Annotated in this window: 21 protein-coding genes; 2 read left to right on the forward strand and 19 right to left on the reverse strand. The window is 50.3% G+C overall.

Going from position 1 to position 14,648, the window contains the following annotated elements:
- Positions 1–222: 222 nt before the first annotated feature.
- Positions 223–453, reverse strand: coding sequence for a hypothetical protein (locus L692_RS0104305; RefSeq protein WP_025690203.1), 231 nt, complete (start codon positions 451–453; stop codon positions 223–225).
- Between the two features lie 202 nt (positions 454–655).
- A complete protein-coding gene (locus L692_RS0104310; RefSeq protein WP_025697538.1) occupies positions 656–1,255 on the reverse strand; it encodes a stage II sporulation protein M in 600 nt (199 codons plus the stop codon).
- Between the two features lie 105 nt (positions 1,256–1,360).
- Here L692_RS0104310 and pdaB point away from each other — a divergent pair, with 105 nt between their 5' ends.
- On the forward strand, positions 1,361–2,164 hold the full coding sequence (gene pdaB / locus L692_RS0104315; RefSeq protein ID WP_025697540.1) for a polysaccharide deacetylase family sporulation protein PdaB: 804 nt from the start codon (positions 1,361–1,363) through the stop codon (positions 2,162–2,164).
- Between the two features lie 28 nt (positions 2,165–2,192).
- On the opposite strand, the gene L692_RS0104320 is transcribed toward pdaB, so the two are convergent.
- Both L692_RS0104320 and L692_RS0104325 read right to left on the reverse strand, forming a co-directional pair.
- The gene (locus L692_RS0104320) at positions 2,193–3,011 is read right to left on the reverse strand and encodes a PPK2 family polyphosphate kinase (protein WP_025697541.1); all 819 of its coding nucleotides are present in this window, start codon (positions 3,009–3,011) and stop codon (positions 2,193–2,195) included.
- A gap of 87 nt (positions 3,012–3,098) precedes the next feature.
- Positions 3,099–3,707 carry a KinB-signaling pathway activation protein gene (locus L692_RS0104325; RefSeq protein ID WP_312001353.1) on the reverse strand — a complete coding sequence of 203 codons (609 nt, stop codon included), beginning with the start codon at positions 3,705–3,707 and terminating at the stop codon, positions 3,099–3,101.
- Positions 3,708–3,828: 121 nt separating this feature from the next.
- Between L692_RS0104325 and gerD the strand changes: the two genes are divergently transcribed.
- Entirely contained in the window at positions 3,829–4,512 is a 684-nt protein-coding gene (gene gerD / locus L692_RS0104330) for a spore germination lipoprotein GerD (protein ID WP_025697544.1), read from the forward strand.
- Between the two features lie 95 nt (positions 4,513–4,607).
- Here gerD and L692_RS0104335 read toward each other — a convergent pair whose 3' ends face one another.
- The 15 genes from L692_RS0104335 to map all read right to left on the reverse strand — a co-directional run bounded on the left by L692_RS0104335 (position 4,608) and on the right by map (position 14,646).
- Positions 4,608–5,696: an Mrp/NBP35 family ATP-binding protein gene (locus L692_RS0104335; RefSeq protein WP_025697545.1), complete on the reverse strand. Its 1,089-nt coding sequence runs from the start codon at positions 5,694–5,696 to the stop codon at positions 4,608–4,610.
- Between the two features lie 66 nt (positions 5,697–5,762).
- Positions 5,763–6,536: an N-acetylmuramoyl-L-alanine amidase CwlD gene (cwlD, locus tag L692_RS0104340; protein ID WP_025697547.1), complete on the reverse strand. Its 774-nt coding sequence runs from the start codon at positions 6,534–6,536 to the stop codon at positions 5,763–5,765.
- 80 nt (positions 6,537–6,616) lie between these two features.
- Positions 6,617–7,786 carry a sulfate adenylyltransferase gene (sat, locus tag L692_RS0104345; protein WP_025697549.1) on the reverse strand — a complete coding sequence of 390 codons (1,170 nt, stop codon included), beginning with the start codon at positions 7,784–7,786 and terminating at the stop codon, positions 6,617–6,619.
- A gap of 39 nt (positions 7,787–7,825) precedes the next feature.
- A complete protein-coding gene (locus L692_RS0104350; protein WP_025697551.1) occupies positions 7,826–8,518 on the reverse strand; it encodes a phosphoadenylyl-sulfate reductase in 693 nt (230 codons plus the stop codon).
- 191 nt (positions 8,519–8,709) lie between these two features.
- The gene (gene rpsI / locus L692_RS0104355; protein ID WP_025693047.1) at positions 8,710–9,102 is read right to left on the reverse strand and encodes a 30S ribosomal protein S9; all 393 of its coding nucleotides are present in this window, start codon (positions 9,100–9,102) and stop codon (positions 8,710–8,712) included.
- Between the two features lie 20 nt (positions 9,103–9,122).
- Positions 9,123–9,560: a 50S ribosomal protein L13 gene (gene rplM, locus L692_RS0104360; protein WP_025693046.1), complete on the reverse strand. Its 438-nt coding sequence runs from the start codon at positions 9,558–9,560 to the stop codon at positions 9,123–9,125.
- Positions 9,561–9,776: 216 nt separating this feature from the next.
- Positions 9,777–10,556 carry a tRNA pseudouridine(38-40) synthase TruA gene (gene truA / locus L692_RS0104365; RefSeq protein ID WP_025697553.1) on the reverse strand — a complete coding sequence of 260 codons (780 nt, stop codon included), beginning with the start codon at positions 10,554–10,556 and terminating at the stop codon, positions 9,777–9,779.
- A gap of 266 nt (positions 10,557–10,822) precedes the next feature.
- Positions 10,823–11,188, reverse strand: coding sequence for a 50S ribosomal protein L17 (gene rplQ / locus L692_RS0104370; RefSeq protein ID WP_025697554.1), 366 nt, complete (start codon positions 11,186–11,188; stop codon positions 10,823–10,825).
- Positions 11,189–11,222: 34 nt separating this feature from the next.
- Positions 11,223–12,167 carry a DNA-directed RNA polymerase subunit alpha gene (locus L692_RS0104375; RefSeq protein WP_025693043.1) on the reverse strand — a complete coding sequence of 315 codons (945 nt, stop codon included), beginning with the start codon at positions 12,165–12,167 and terminating at the stop codon, positions 11,223–11,225.
- Positions 12,168–12,297: 130 nt separating this feature from the next.
- Positions 12,298–12,693, reverse strand: a complete 396-nt coding sequence (rpsK, locus tag L692_RS0104380; RefSeq protein ID WP_025336652.1) for a 30S ribosomal protein S11 — start codon at positions 12,691–12,693, stop codon at positions 12,298–12,300.
- A gap of 19 nt (positions 12,694–12,712) precedes the next feature.
- A complete protein-coding gene (rpsM, locus tag L692_RS0104385; RefSeq protein ID WP_025693041.1) occupies positions 12,713–13,081 on the reverse strand; it encodes a 30S ribosomal protein S13 in 369 nt (122 codons plus the stop codon).
- A 20-nt stretch (positions 13,082–13,101) separates the two neighbouring features.
- Positions 13,102–13,215, reverse strand: coding sequence for a 50S ribosomal protein L36 (gene rpmJ / locus L692_RS0104390; RefSeq protein ID WP_003322638.1), 114 nt, complete (start codon positions 13,213–13,215; stop codon positions 13,102–13,104).
- A 141-nt stretch (positions 13,216–13,356) separates the two neighbouring features.
- On the reverse strand, positions 13,357–13,572 hold the full coding sequence (gene infA, locus L692_RS0104395; protein WP_006212898.1) for a translation initiation factor IF-1: 216 nt from the start codon (positions 13,570–13,572) through the stop codon (positions 13,357–13,359).
- Between the two features lie 2 nt (positions 13,573–13,574).
- A complete protein-coding gene (locus L692_RS0104400) occupies positions 13,575–13,883 on the reverse strand; it encodes a KOW domain-containing RNA-binding protein (RefSeq protein WP_025697556.1) in 309 nt (102 codons plus the stop codon).
- 10 nt (positions 13,884–13,893) lie between these two features.
- Positions 13,894–14,646, reverse strand: coding sequence for a type I methionyl aminopeptidase (gene map, locus L692_RS0104405; RefSeq protein WP_025697558.1), 753 nt, complete (start codon positions 14,644–14,646; stop codon positions 13,894–13,896).
- Between the last annotated feature and the right edge of the window lie 2 nt (positions 14,647–14,648).

Below are 14,648 nucleotides of genomic sequence, written 5' to 3' on the forward strand. Positions count from 1 at the left end.
CAAAGATCAAACTTCTTTGCCGCCGCTCAACTTCTCATCAGCAGCGACCTTTATAATATATCACACTGTCTATCTGTTTGGCAAGCTTTTTTTAAAACTCTTTTTCATTCTTTCTTCTTGCCGGCGTCTCCTCAATACAACAAAAAGGAGCGCGAGATATAATATATCACGGCGCTTCCTTCTTAGTCAACCCTTTTATTTATGAATCATCCTGCTTTTTATTTAATGTTTGATCTGGGAAGAGCGGCCGCCCCAAGCGTATTTGGAGAGTTCCTTTTGGGGTGCAAAACGGGCGTACATCCGAAAGACCGTCTTGTATCTGTTGGCAATGGCATGCCTGATATTTTGATCCAGTCGTTGATCACTGAGGTCCAGCAGCATTTCGTCCAGCTCTTTACGCAAAACATAGTCCAGTTCTTTGCATTCTTTTTCGTTGAATAACATACCCAACATATGCTTGGCCTCCTTCATTTATTTTTATTAAAACCGGGGTTCGGTTCGAATGTTGCGCTGCCGCTTACACTAGATTAACCTAAGACCCCGAATAATAACCATAATTATATTTTTTTACCTGTTCATGCTGATATTTAACTAACACTGTTCATTACCCTGGATTTGGGTTGCGTTTAACTGGTATGTGCCATAATTCGCAATTTTATGACAAGAGGGCGAAAGTAACGGTACTCTCGATAACCGCCGCAATGAGCAGCAATATTACGACCCAGATGGAAGCCGTCAGCGTCTGACGCATAAAAGATGGCCAATCTCCCCCGGTCCGGGTTCTTCTCAGCATACTTGCCGCCGCCCTGGCGCCAAACTGGAGGCCGAACGCACAGGCAATAATGATGGCGGGGATTTCAATAATCCCGTGCGGCAGCAGCCCCTTGACAATCAGCTCGAATACATCCCTTCCCTGAAGAGCGAATGAGTGCACCAAGTAACCGATGACGGCCCCGTTGACCAGGAGAAAGACAGCCGGAAGAATACCGAACAAGGCCCCCAAGAAAATAATCAGCACCCCTTTAATGCTATTGTTCAAAAAGATAAATACAAAAAGGCTTAACTGCGGATTGGAAGATTCCCTCAATTTTTCGCTAATGCTGCCCAGGCCTTCAAGCTGCTGCACTAGAAGCCGTTCCAGGCTTCCCGTTCCAATCCATCCGGCTGCAATGCCGACTATGAAGATCAGACATGAGAGGATAAGCGCTTTGCGTATTTCGTAAAGATCGCGGCCAAAAGTAAATATGGAGAACATGTCTTACCTCCTTAGGGGTTTCGTTTTACACCAAGTCATAACCTTCCCGTACGAGCATACATTTAGAACAAACAAGCTTTCGTATGGGAGAGGAGCCTTGAGTTAATGAATTCCTTTTATGTATTCAGCGGCAAAAAAATAAAACGTTTCTTCTATATTTGCGCCGCTGCTCTGCTTGCTGCCGGAGTCGTTTATGTAGAGCGCGGCAATATTACCGTCTTTTCCGAATCTCCCCCTTCCGCCGTTTACAGCGTGCCTACGGAGAAAAAGCTCATTGCCTTGACCTTTGACATCAGTTGGGGTGAAAAACGCCCGGGGCCTATCCTGAAGGTGCTTGAGGACAAGAAGGTAGACAAGGCGACATTCTTTCTGTCTTCTCCATGGAGCAAGACGCATCAGGACATCGTGGCAAATATTAAAAATGCCGGGTATGAGATCGGCAGCCACGGCCACAAGCATGTCAATTACAGCACGCTGAGCAGTGAGGAAATCCGAAATCAGATTACGACAGCAGGCACGATTTTGAGTGAATTAACCGGGAAAGAACCGAAGCTGATCCGCATGCCCAACGGAGATTTTGACAAAAGAGTTCTACAGGTGGCAAACGATCTCGGCTATAAAGTCATCCAATGGGATACCGATTCGCTGGATTGGAAAAATATCGGCGTCGAAAATATCGTGAAGCGCGTGACCGGCAAAGCTCATCCCGGTGATATCGTGCTGCTCCATGCCAGCGACTCCTGCAAACAAACCCACGAAGCGCTGCCTCATATCATTGATGCACTGCGCAGTCAAGGCTATGAATTTGTGACGGTCTCCGAATTAATCAGCCAGGGAAGCACCGAGGGCAAAGAGGTAAGAGATTCAGCGTGGCTTAGCGATCGGTTGGAGGATGCCGCAGGTCTGTAATCATTATGGCGCGGGAATTTCAATTTGCTTAATGCCGCGGGGAGATCAATTCGGAAATATCCGGAGTCGGCGTGTTCAATTCAGGATACGAGAGCTTTAGCTTTTCCAATGTCTTAACTACGATGTTCAATGCCAAATAGTTGCGGAACCAGCGATGATTGGCCGGAATCCAGTACCATGGCGCGTGATCTGTAGACGTCTCTTTAAAAATATCTTCGTAAGCCTTCTGGTAGTCGTCCCAATATTTCCGTTCTTCCAGATCGCTCACATCAAACTTCCAATGCTTGGTCGGGTCCTGAAGCCGTTCCCGGATTTTTTCCAGCTGTCTGTCCTCCGATATATGCAGAAACAGCTTGATGATGAGCGTGTTCTCCTCCGTCAGCATCTCTTCAAAGTGCCGGATATGGCGGAAGCGCCGTTTGGTCTCATCCTTAGCCTGGTCACCATGGACACGGGGCACAAGAACATCCTCGTAATGGGAGCGGTTGAAGGCGGATATATATCCTTTTGCCGGGGTCTGTTTATGCACTCTCCATAAAAAATCATGGGCCGACTCATCCAGGGTCGGCTTTTTAAAGCTGGTGACGGTAAAGCCCTGCGGATTGATGCCGGAAAAAACATGCTTTACCGTGCCGTCCTTACCGCTCGAATCCATTCCTTGAAGGACGATCAGCAGCGCATATTTCTTTTGGGCGAAAAAAATGTCCTGGAGCTTGCCAAGCCGTTCCTTGAGCGAAGCCATTTTCGCCTCGGCCTCCGCTTTTTTGAAGCCTCCCGTTTCGTCTGGATCAAGCTTGGGAAGTATTTGGCCGTCTGTATCTTTTATCATATATCGCTCGATGTTCATATATACCCCTCCCTCCGAAACTTAATCGCGATCGCCCCTTGCGCCAATAACCCCGCTTCCGATCCCTCGAAAATAGAGTTGGGCAAATCACTCGGACCATCCGGCGGCTGGCCGCAAAATGCGATGAAGTCTCAAAATCTGGAATGCATTGCAAGCGATTAACGGAACGACGATAAACATCGTGGCATTATCCACGCCAAGCCTCAGCACGCCGATCATTTCGACAATGGTGACGCCGGTCATGAAGAAGAAGGTCGGAATCCAGGCCGAAGCGTTGGTATCCCGCACTTTGAAATAAGCGACGGCAAGAGCCGCAAGCAGTAGAGTCAGACCAAGCGCCGAATCGGATGCGAGGCTGCGCTCTCCCCCCACGAACGAACGCAGAAAAAACAAATCAAACAAAGCGATAACTGCCAGCGCAAGCTGGATGTATTGCCATATTTTTCGCGGAAATACGCCGAAGCCCATGTAGTTGAGAATCAGGTAAGCAAAGAAGCCGAGCTGAGCGTAGACGCTTACAAGCATTCCATAGCCAAATAAAATAAGCGCATAAAGGAAGAAGTCCGTTAAGCCTTTGAATGGAACGGCGCCGCTTATCCCCTGAAGCGCCATGCCTGCTGCGACAGCTCCTCCGGAACCAACCAGCAGCGTTGTCCAGAACAGATGAAACCATTTCCTTATATTCAGGCCGCCCACCTCCTGACAGATTTATTTTACCAAGGTTGCCGACAAAAAACCATTGCCGCCAGAACATAAATGAGTCTGCTCCACGGCATACTACATTGCAGTATCCCCAAGTTAAAGGAGGACGGCATTCATGAGACGGGCGGTATTACGGAACAGCGGGATTGCGCTCGGCCTGATTCTGGTCTTAACGGCCTGCGGAAGCGAACAGAGCAGCTCTTCGTCCCAGCAGTTCAGTTACAAGGAAATGAAGACCATGGTCGTCGATATATTAAAAAGCGAGGAAGGCAAAAAGGCGGTGGAGGAAGCCATCTCCTCACCTGGCGGGGGGGGCGGCGGAAGCGGCACAATGAGCATGAAGATGATGCCGCTTCAGACCAATGAACAAATTCGTCTCGCTGTAAAGGATACGATTACGGCTCCGGAGTATCAGAAGGAAATCGAAAAAATTATGACGGACCCGCAGTTTGCCGGGGATTTTGCCAAAGCCATCAGTTCGCAGAGCAAGCAGTTGCATCTTCAACTGATCAAAGACCCAAGCTATCAGAAATCGGTTGCCGCAATCATGAAATCTCCCGAAATGATGAAAATGTTCCTTGATCTTACCAAAACGCCGGATTATCGGAAGCAGACTATGACCGTTATGCAGGAGACGATGCAGAATCCCCTGTTCCGTATGGAAGTGCTGGCCTTGCTTAAAACGGTAGTTCAGGAAGAGCTCCAGCCAAAGGTTGAGAAAAAAGGAGGAGGCGGCCAGGAAAGCTCAGGCGGAGATAGCGGTGGAGACAGCGGCGGCGGAGATGGGCAACAGCAATAAGATCGCTCGGGCACGAAACTTGAGCAAGAGGCGTAGCGGACTTTGGGGTATTAAAAAGCCAGGAACTCCAATCATAGAGCCTGGCTTCTTGTTATTTATTCACATTTCAAAATAAGCCGAGCTGCAATTTCGTCAAACAACTCCGCCGTGCCCGTGCCCGCTTTGTAGACGGATGGGGAGAAATCGGGATCGGAAACAGTGTTGTCCGGCGCTCCAAGCGGAATTTGCCCGATCAGATCCGTGTGCAGGCTCTCGGCCAATCTTGCTCCCCCGCCGCGACCGAAGATGTAATCCTTTTGACCGCAGGCAGAGCATTGATAATAAGCCATATTTTCAATAACCCCGAGAATCTCATGATCCGTCTGCAGCGCCATAGTGCCCGCTCTCGCCGCTACAAAAGCCGCTGTCGCATGGGGGGTGGTCACGATAACCTCTTTGCTCTGCGGCAGCATCTGATGGACGTCAAGTGCCACATCGCCCGTTCCCGGAGGCAGGTCCAGCAGCATGTAGTCAAGCTCTCCCCAACCGACGTCGCTGAAGAATTGACGCAGCATTTTGCCCAGCATTGGACCGCGCCAAATCACCGGGTTATTCTCGCGGATAAAAAAGCCCATAGACATCACTTTTACACCGAATCGCTCAACAGGAATAATCGTTCCGTCTTCGACGACGGGCGCTTCCTCAATTCCCATCATGTCCGGAACGCTGAAGCCGTATATATCGGCATCAATCAAACCGACTCTTTTGCCCTTACGCGCAAGCGCGGCAGCCAAGTTCACGGTAACGGTCGATTTGCCGACTCCGCCCTTTCCGCTTGCTATGGCAATGAAATGAATACCGGAATTCTTGTTTAACAGCCCGAGGCCCTCAAGACCGGCCGCATGCCCTTGCAGCTTCTCTTCTTCGGGGGCCGCTTCGCGCCTTAGCTTGGACCGTTCATGATCTGTTATATCCCGCAACCGGATATGAACATTCTCTGCGCCGCCTTCCCGCAGACGATCCCTTACTTCCTGTTCGAGCTTCATCCGCTTCGTTTCATCCGTTTCCGGACATATCAGCGATAAGGAGATACGATCTTCCTTAATCATAATATCGCGGATCAACTGCAGTTCTACCAGGCTTTTTCCAGTTTCCGGGTCGGTAACTGGCTGCAGTAATTCTTGTATTTGTTCCCTGGACAGCATTGGAAAACACCCCTGTTCTGTAGCCGGCAGTTTATTGACCGGATCTGATTTCTGTCTATTATAGCATTACCGTTGAGGGGATGAGTAGTCCTTCGCGTGTTCGCCGGCTTCATAGCGTAGAATGCCTCTGTAAATGCTAGTCGCCACTTTCCGTTGGTACAGGTCATCGCCAAGCAGAACCGATTCTTGCGGATGGGACAGAAATCCCACCTCGACCAGAATGGATGGCATCCGCAGCACCTGGAGCAGATATACAGTCTTAACTGTTTTCGCAATTCGGTCGGTATTCGCAAGCGCTATCCGGATCTCTTCCTGCACAAGTCTGGCCAGAGCTTCATTATCCGAATGGTTCGGATAGTAGAAGACTTGGGCGCCGCTCCAGCGGTTGGAAGGCATGCTGTTCATGTGTATGCTTATGAAAAGATCGGCGTTCTCGTTCTCAATCGTCCGGACCCGCTGTTTAAGATCCTCTGTCTTACGCTTGGCATAGCCCCTCGTATCTGATCCGGCCAGATCGTAATCGGCTTCACGCGTCATGACGACGACGGCCCCCGCCTGCTGCAGATAATCGCGCAAATAGAGCGAGACGGCCAAATTGATGTCTTTTTCAATCAGACCTCCCCGGCTGACCGCTCCCCCGTCGGGACCGCCATGTCCCGCATCAATCGCAATGACCTTGCCGGACAGCGGCAGGCTCCAGTAGTTCCACGTTCTCGCGGTAGGCATATCATACGAAATAATGCCCAGCAGCAGGGCTATAAGGGCGATGCCCCCAATCCCCTTTTTCATGCCGCTCCAAGAGATCCAGACCGAGACTTTGTTACCTTTACGGCCGGACATAACAAAAACCCCCTCGTCCCGATAGATTCTACTCATCTATATGGGACAAGAGGGTCAAATAGTACCTTAAATCGATAGCCTTATGAGATCGTGACTTCCTTCATGCCTTCAATGAGAATTTGCGCAACCTCCGGCCGGGAGAATTCCGGCGGCGGGCATACGCCTTCACGCAGCATGGCACGCACTTTGGTGCCTGACAGAGCCACATGGTCTTCCTTGGTATGAGGGCATGTCTTGCTCGAAGCCATGTTGCCGCATTTCTTGCAGAAGAAGCTGTGCTCGAAGAACAGCGGTGTAATATCGAGTTCATCGGCAGTGAAGTTGGAGAAAATCTCCTGCGCTTCATACGTGCCGTAGTAGTCGCCAACACCGGCATGGTCGCGGCCTACGATAAAATGGGTGCAGCCGTAATTTTTGCGGACCATGGCATGGAAAATGGCTTCACGCGGACCCGCATAGCGCATGGCTGCCGGGAATACGCCAAGGAACGTCCGGTTCTGCGGATAGTAATTTTCGAGCAGAGCGAGGTAACTCTTCATGCGGACATTCGCCGGAACATCATCTGATTTCGTCTCGCCTACCAGCGGGTTCAGGAACAACCCGTCTACAATCTCCATGGCAGACTTTTGAATGTATTCATGGGCGCGGTGAACGGGATTGCGGGTCTGAAAGCCGACAACCGTTCTCCAGCCTTTTTCCGCAAAAATTTCGCGGGTCTTGGCCGGATCAAAGTAGAACTCTCCGAATTTCTCCGGCTGCGGACGGTTCAGAACCGTGATCGGACCGCCGACATAAGTTGCATTACGGGCAAGCAGTTTGCTTACGCCCGGATGCTCCGGATCGGTTGTCTTAAATACATTCTGCGCTTCGACCTGCTGATCGACACTGTAAATGCTCTCGACATCCAGAACTCCGTAGATTACGCTGTCCTCTTCACCGACCAAAGCCACTTTCTCGCCGATCGCCAAAGCAGCGGCTTCCTCATCCCCAAGAGACAACGTAACGGGAATGCTCCATACCGTTCCGCTCGCAAGACGCATATTCTTGACTACGGAATGATAGTCCTCTTCGTTCAGAAAACCGGTCAGCGGTGAAAATGCGCCGACACCGATCAAATCCAGATCCGAAATCGTCCATGTATTAATAGCGATCCGCTTGAATTCTGCCGCTTCCTGAAGCAGCCGTTCTCTCTCCTTGCCCTCAGCTATCCGATTGATCAACGTTCCGCCATGCGGAAGAATTGCAGTCATCTATCTTCTTCCCTTCTCTGTTGTAACGATTAATAGGTCTTACTTGTGCAGTCCACATTCCGTCTTGTCAGAGCCGGACCACCGGCCCGCACGCGGATCTTCGCCAGGCATAACGGCTCGTGTGCAATGTTCACAGCCGATGCTTGGGAAATGGCGGTCATGCAGCGGATTGTAGATGATATCGTTGGCGCGGATGTAGTTCCATACATCTTCGGTTGTCCAATCCGCAATCGGGTTGAATTTGACCAGACCAAATTTGTAATCATATTCGATCTTCTTCGCATTGGCGCGGGTCGGAGCCTGATCGCGGCGAATGCCGGTAATCCATGCATCATACTTGGAAAGAATCCGTGTCAGAGGCTCTACTTTGCGGATATTGCAGCATTGGTTCGGCTCAGTCTTCCAGAGCTCTTCTCCGTACTGCTTGGCTTGCTCCTCAGGCGTGATTTGCGGGGAGACCCGCACAAATTCCAGATTATATTTGGCTTCCATCTTATCTCTGGTTTCATAGGTTTCCTGGAAGTGAAAATCCGTATCCAAGTAGAAAATATCGGTAGATGGGCTTACCTTCTGCACCATATCGACCAGCACAACGTCTTCGGCTCCAAAGCTGCAGGCAAACGTTATATTTGGAAAAGTTTCCACCGCCCAGCGAATAATTTCCTCCGGCGTGGCATGCTCTAATTCTTCGGCCTTCACTTTGATCAACTCTTCTTTTTCAAGCAAATTCATTACGTATTCCTCCATCCCAAATTAAAACTTTAGCTTAAATTCCAACTAAGTTAATATGAAATAAGTATATAACTTTCCCATGGGATGTCAATGATATTTCAGCATTAAAACATTGTAAGATGACATTCCCAATAGATAAAAGCCCCCGGCTTGGAGGGCCAGAGGCTGAATTTCCTTGATTACAAGGAATATTAACGTTTCGAGAACTGAGGAGCGCGGCGAGCGGCTTTGAGGCCGTATTTCTTACGTTCCTTCATACGTGGGTCGCGAGTCAGGAATCCGGCTTTCTTCAAGGAAGAACGGTATTCCGGATCTGCTTTCAGCAGAGCGCGGGAAATGCCGTGACGGATTGCGCCGGCTTGGCCGGAGATTCCGCCGCCATGAGCGATAACCAGAACGTCATAGCTGCCCAGCGTTTCAGTCAGAGTCAAAGGTTGTTTAACAATCAGTTTGAGTGTTTCCAAACCAAAATATTCGTTGATGTCGCGTTTGTTAATGACAATGCGTCCTTCACCCGGTACGAGGCGAACACGTGCTACCGAATGTTTACGACGACCTGTCCCATAGTATTGTACTTGTGCCATGAAACTGTCCTCCCTTATTCTTATCCGCGAAGTTCGTAAACTTCAGGTTTTTGTGCTGCGTGTGGATGCTCGGCGCCGGCATATACTTTCAATCTCAGCTTCATTGCATTGCCTTGACGGGTCTTCGGAATCATGCCGTGAACGGCGGATTCGATTACACGCTCAGGTTTGCTGTTCAGCAAGGTTTCAGCTGTGGTTACTTTAAGACCGCCTGGATGCAAAGAGTGACGATAGTATTTCTTGTTTTGCAGTTTCTTGCCAGTCAAGTGAATCTTCTCTGCGTTGATGACAATGACGAAATCGCCAGTATCCACATGAGGTGTAAATTGTGGTTTGTGTTTACCGCGGATCAAAGCGGCGGCTTCACTTGCCAGACGGCCGAGTGTTTTGCCTTCGGCATCAATAATATGCCAGTTGCGTTCAACTTCGTTCGGCTTCGCCATGTAGGTGGTACGCATGAATAGTTCCTCCTTGTTCTCGTACGAAAATCTCGTATATCTGATTTCTCATCGAAATTACATTTTTGGTTGTTGGGTAAAGCATTTTTGGGGTTCCCTTGATCGGGGCTGTGGGATAGCCATCAAGAAAACACAACTTTTATTTTACAGGATAAACATACTGAGTGCAAGGGATTTTTCAATCGTCCATTAACTTTTTTCGTCAATAAATAGTCATCAATCCCCGGCGTCCCCGTAATTGACGCTCCAAAGAGCCAGCCCTTTGGCCACCGCTGTCGGTCCGGCCGCCGCCCTGTCACATGCCGCCAGAATATCCGCCATACTCTCCGGTCTGCGCTTGCCTTCTCCCACTTGAATCAGCGTACCCATTATAATTCTCACCATATGCTGCAAAAAGCCGCTGCCGGTAATGTAAGTATGAATGACCCCCTGGTCGGACGAATCCGGCCGGCACATGCTGCGGTCTACCTCCATATGCGCTTCGTAAATCGTACGGACATGCGATGCCTTCGTCGATTTCCTCGATGCAAAGGAAGTGAAGTCATGAGTGCCGATCAGAAAGGGCAGCCCCTGTTCCATTGCGGGAACATTCAGAGTCACAGGATGATGGAACTGCAGACGCCGTTGAAACGGATCAGGGAACCGGTTGCCATTGATCGTGTAGCGATAGGTCTTCCGCTTGGCCGCCCGGCGGGAATGAAAAGAAAGCGGCACTTCATGCGCTTCCGTAACGACGATATCTTCCGGCAAACGAGCGTTCAGCGCCAAACACCAGCGTTCAAGCGGTATTAGCGAGGCCGTCTCGAAATTAAAGGGCTGCCCGTAGGCATGCACTCCAGCGTCCGTGCGGCCGGAAGCGGTGATTTTCACCACTTCGCCGGTCAGATGGGTTATGGCCCGCTCCAGCATATCCTGCACCGTATTGCCTTCCGGCTGGGTCTGAAAGCCGTCATAGCTCGTACCGTCATAGGTGACTTTCATGAATAGATTGCGCATTCGGCTCTCCTTCCAAAAAAAAGAAGCCCCTTCGGGAGCTCCTTCCATTGAACAAGCGGATTTCCGCGGTTTACTGCACGACTGGCGGACACCTATGCAGATATCCAGTAGATCACGCCGTCGGTAGGAGCCGGGACATGACGCCGCCTCTCCGCAAGAAGAGCCGGGCCATATTCCACTGATACAATAACGGATCATCCCCAATCCTTCTCCTAAAGAGATGGACAACAGGGCAATCGGGAAATCAAAATGCTTGCTGCTTGTTACTAGGCGCGGTCTACCAGTTCAAGGTAAACCATAGGCGCCGAGTCGCCGCGGCGAGGTCCGAGCTTCAGGATACGAGTGTATCCGCCTGGACGTTCTGTATAGCGCGGTGCGATTTCAGCGAACAGCTTTTGAATTGCATCCTGCTCTCCGTCAACAGTTTCGCGGCGTACGAACGCTGCTACTTGACGACGGGCATGCAGATCGCCTTTCTTCGCTTTCGTGATCAGTTTCTCGGCGATGGTACGAACTTCCTTCGCTTTCGCTTCCGTCGTCTGGATGCGCTCATATAAGAACAGGTCCGTTACCAGGTCGCGGAACAATGCTTTACGCGCACTGGAATCACGGCCCAACTTTTGGTATGCCATGTTTTTCCCTCCTCTACTTCGTCAATCTTGTCGCTTATTCTTCGGTACGCAGACCCAAACCGAGCTCTTCGAGCTTCTCCTGAACTTCTTCCAAAGATTTGCGGCCCAGGTTGCGGACCTTCATCATATCTTCTTCCGTCTTCGTGGTAAGCTCCTGCACCGTATTGATGCCGGCGCGTTTGAGACAGTTGTAGGAACGAACCGAAAGATCCAGCTCCTCGATTGTCATCTCAAGCACTTTTTCTTTCTTGTCTTCTTCTTTTTCAACCATAATTTCGGCATCCTTCGCTTCATCCGTGAGACCCACGAACAAAACAAGATGCTCATTCAAAATTTTGGCTCCGAGGCTGACGGCCTCTTCCGGTCGGATGCTGCCATCTGTCCAGATTTCCATCGTCAACTTATCGTAGTTGGTCACTTGACCGACACGTGTATTGTCGATGGTGTAATTCACACGGGAAATCGGAGTGTAGATGGAATCTACCGGGATGACGCCGATCGGCTGGTCTTCGCGCTTGTTACGATCCGCTTGGACATAGCCGCGACCCCGGCCTGCAAAAATACGCATGTGAAGTCTCGCGCCAGGTCCCAGCGTTGCAATATGAAGGTCCGGGTTAAGGATCTCAACATCGCTGTCCGCACGGATGTCACCTGCGGTTACGACGCCTTCCCCTTCAGCATCAATCTCGAACACTTTCTCTTCATCTGAATGAATTTTCAGGGAAAGAGCTTTGAGGTTCAAAATGATTTCGGTCACGTCTTCCATTACGCCGGGAACGGTGGAGAACTCATGCAGAACGCCGTCAATTTGGACCGAGGTCACTGCGGCTCCCGGAAGGGAGGACAGCAGGATCCGGCGAAGCGAGTTCCCCAGAGTCGTGCCATATCCACGTTCCAGCGGTTCTACTACGAATTTCCCATAGGTTCCTTCATCATTGGCTTCTACGGTCTCAATCTTCGGCTTTTCGATTTCTATCACGAGTGTACCCTCCTTAAAACGTCGCTCCTATATGAAACGGTCACCCCATCAGGTGTATCATGTAGTATGCCTAAACAACCATTATTAGCAGATGGTGCCGGATTTATACCACATTTACATCGCTGATTCACTATACGCGGCGACGTTTCGGCGGACGGCATCCATTGTGCGGAACCGGAGTGACGTCTTTAATGAGGTTAACTTCAAGGCCCGCGGCCTGAAGGGAACGGATGGCTGCCTCGCGGCCCGCGCCCGGTCCTTTAACCATAACCTCGACACTCTTCATGCCGTGCTCCATAGCTGCCTTGGCTGCAACTTCTGCCGCCATTTGGGCTGCGAACGGAGTCGACTTACGGGAACCCCTAAATCCTTGGCCGCCGGAGCTTGCCCAGGAAATAGCGTTGCCGTGAGGGTCCGTGATGGTAACGATGGTATTGTTGAACGTGGAACGGATATGCGCCACGCCGGATTCGATATTTTTACGGTCGCGACGTTTGGTACGTACGACTTTTTTCGGTTTAGCCATTGTCTCTTATCCCCCCTTATTATTTCTTCTTGTTTGCTACTGTACGACGCGGGCCTTTCCGGGTACGGGCATTCGTCTTGGTACGTTGACCGCGAACCGGCAAGCCGCGACGGTGGCGAACACCGCGATAGCAGCCAATCTCGGTAAGACGTTTAATATTCAAGGAAATTTCACGACGCAGGTCACCTTCCACTTTGACCGATTTGTCGATCGTTTCACGCAGTTTGCTGACTTCATCTTCCGTCAAATCACGGACACGTGTGTTAACGTCGATCCCTGTTTCTTTAAGAATTTTCTGGGAAGTCGTTCTACCGATTCCGAAAATATAAGTCAAGGCGATCTCAACGCGTTTGTCACGTGGCAAATCCACTCCAGCTATACGAGCCATTTTACGCTACACCCCCTTCTTTAACCTTGTTTTTGTTTGTGTTTCGGATTTTCGCAAATTACCATTACAGTCCCTTTGCGGCGGATGACTTTGCATTTCTCGCAAATGGGCTTTACAGAAGGTCTTACCTTCATGCTTATTACCTCCTCAAAGTTTTACGCAGTAAAACTGGCTTAGAAATGATCGCCCGCTCAGTTTTACAGGTAGTAAAACTGGCTTCAAAAAAGCGTGCATTCATGCTCCCCATGGAGCAGAATTTCAATCGGAGTTTCCATCTATTTACGGTAAGTTATACGACCTTTGGTTAAATCATAAGGCGATAACTGCACGACCACTTTATCGCCGGTCAAAATACGGATAAAGTGCATCCGCAGCTTACCCGACACGTGAGCAAGGATCTGATGGCCGTTCTCCAGCTCAACCTTAAACGTTGCGTTCGGCAACGGTTCAATGACGGTGCCTTCCACTTCAATGACATCTTCTTTGGCCACAGCTATTCTCCTTTCTTCATAGCGCTTATTCCGGCGGAACGCACATAGTTCATCACTGCATAGCGCAGCTTTCCATTCGTTACCCGACCGGTTTCTTTCAGACTGTTCACAACCTCGCTGCTGATGATCGGAGTGAACTCCAGATGAAGAATGTTCTTCTTCTTCGGTCCGTCAAACTTGCGCTTGCCTCCGTCCGCAATATACACAAACCTGCTGTCTACAACAGCGATGACCACGGCAACCTCTCCGGCTTCCTTGCCTTTGAGTATTTTCACCAATTGACCGACTTGCGGGCTGCTCTCGGCATTCAACAAAGATCACCTACGCATTCAGTTTCGTGAAAATTTCCATGCCGTCCGGAGTAACCGCCACCGTATGCTCAAAGTGAGCGCACAGCGAACCGTCCACCGTCACGACCGTCCAGTTATCTTCCAGCGTTCGGACATAACGTTTGCCCGCATTGACCATCGGCTCAATGGCGAGTACCATGCCCGCTTTAAGCCGCGGACCGCGGTCTGCAATGCCGTAGTTCGGAATTTGCGGTTCTTCATGCAGTTCTGCCCCAACACCATGCCCAACATACTCGCGTACCACCGAGAATCCGGCTTCTTCGATATATTTTTGAATAGCGTGGGAGATTGTAAACAGGCGCACATCCGGCTTAATCAGCTCAAGGCCTGCGTACAGGGAGCCTTCCGTCACATTGAGGAGCCGCTGGGCTTCTTCAGATATGCTGCCTACCCCATAGGTCCAGGCGGAATCGCCGTGATATCCCTTGTACTGCGCTCCAATGTCCAGCGATATGATATCGCCTTCCACCAGTTTGCGTTTGCCGGGAAATCCATGCACCAACTGATCGTTGACTGAAGCGCAAATGCTGGCAGGAAAACCATTGTAGCCTTTGAATGACGGCACAGCACCTTGACTGCGAATGTATTGTTCGGCGATTCTGTCGAGCTCCCCTGTCGTAATCCCAGGCTCGATAGCCTGTTCCATAAGGCGGTGAGTCTCGGCAACAATTCGTCCCGCTTCTCTCATAAAGGCAAGTTCCTGTTCGGACTTACATATGATCATTA

It is taken from the genome of Paenibacillus forsythiae T98, assembly GCF_000520735.1.
Lineage (GTDB): Bacteria > Bacillota > Bacilli > Paenibacillales > Paenibacillaceae > Paenibacillus_AQ > Paenibacillus_AQ forsythiae.

Bases quoted from the DNA above. Each gene is read 5' to 3' on its own strand.
- L692_RS0104305 (WP_025690203.1), bottom strand. From the start codon at position 453: ATGTTGGGTATGTTATTCAACGAAAAAGAATGCAAAGAACTGGACTAT.
- L692_RS0104310 (WP_025697538.1), bottom strand. From the start codon at position 1,255: ATGTTCTCCATATTTACTTTTGGCCGCGATCTTTACGAAATACGCAAA.
- pdaB (WP_025697540.1), top strand. From the start codon at position 1,361: ATGAATTCCTTTTATGTATTCAGCGGCAAAAAAATAAAACGTTTCTTC.
- L692_RS0104320 (WP_025697541.1), bottom strand. From the start codon at position 3,011: ATGAACATCGAGCGATATATGATAAAAGATACAGACGGCCAAATACTT.
- gerD (WP_025697544.1), top strand. From the start codon at position 3,829: ATGAGACGGGCGGTATTACGGAACAGCGGGATTGCGCTCGGCCTGATT.
- L692_RS0104335 (WP_025697545.1), bottom strand. From the start codon at position 5,696: ATGCTGTCCAGGGAACAAATACAAGAATTACTGCAGCCAGTTACCGAC.
- cwlD (WP_025697547.1), bottom strand. From the start codon at position 6,536: ATGTCCGGCCGTAAAGGTAACAAAGTCTCGGTCTGGATCTCTTGGAGC.
- sat (WP_025697549.1), bottom strand. From the start codon at position 7,786: ATGACTGCAATTCTTCCGCATGGCGGAACGTTGATCAATCGGATAGCT.
- L692_RS0104350 (WP_025697551.1), bottom strand. From the start codon at position 8,518: ATGAATTTGCTTGAAAAAGAAGAGTTGATCAAAGTGAAGGCCGAAGAA.
- rpsI (WP_025693047.1), bottom strand. From the start codon at position 9,102: ATGGCACAAGTACAATACTATGGGACAGGTCGTCGTAAACATTCGGTA.
- rplM (WP_025693046.1), bottom strand. From the start codon at position 9,560: ATGCGTACCACCTACATGGCGAAGCCGAACGAAGTTGAACGCAACTGG.
- truA (WP_025697553.1), bottom strand. From the start codon at position 10,556: ATGCGCAATCTATTCATGAAAGTCACCTATGACGGTACGAGCTATGAC.
- rplQ (WP_025697554.1), bottom strand. From the start codon at position 11,188: ATGGCATACCAAAAGTTGGGCCGTGATTCCAGTGCGCGTAAAGCATTG.
- rpsK (WP_025336652.1), bottom strand. From the start codon at position 12,693: ATGGCTAAACCGAAAAAAGTCGTACGTACCAAACGTCGCGACCGTAAA.
- rpsM (WP_025693041.1), bottom strand. From the start codon at position 13,081: ATGGCTCGTATAGCTGGAGTGGATTTGCCACGTGACAAACGCGTTGAG.
- rpmJ (WP_003322638.1), bottom strand. From the start codon at position 13,215: ATGAAGGTAAGACCTTCTGTAAAGCCCATTTGCGAGAAATGCAAAGTC.
- map (WP_025697558.1), bottom strand. From the start codon at position 14,646: ATGATCATATGTAAGTCCGAACAGGAACTTGCCTTTATGAGAGAAGCG.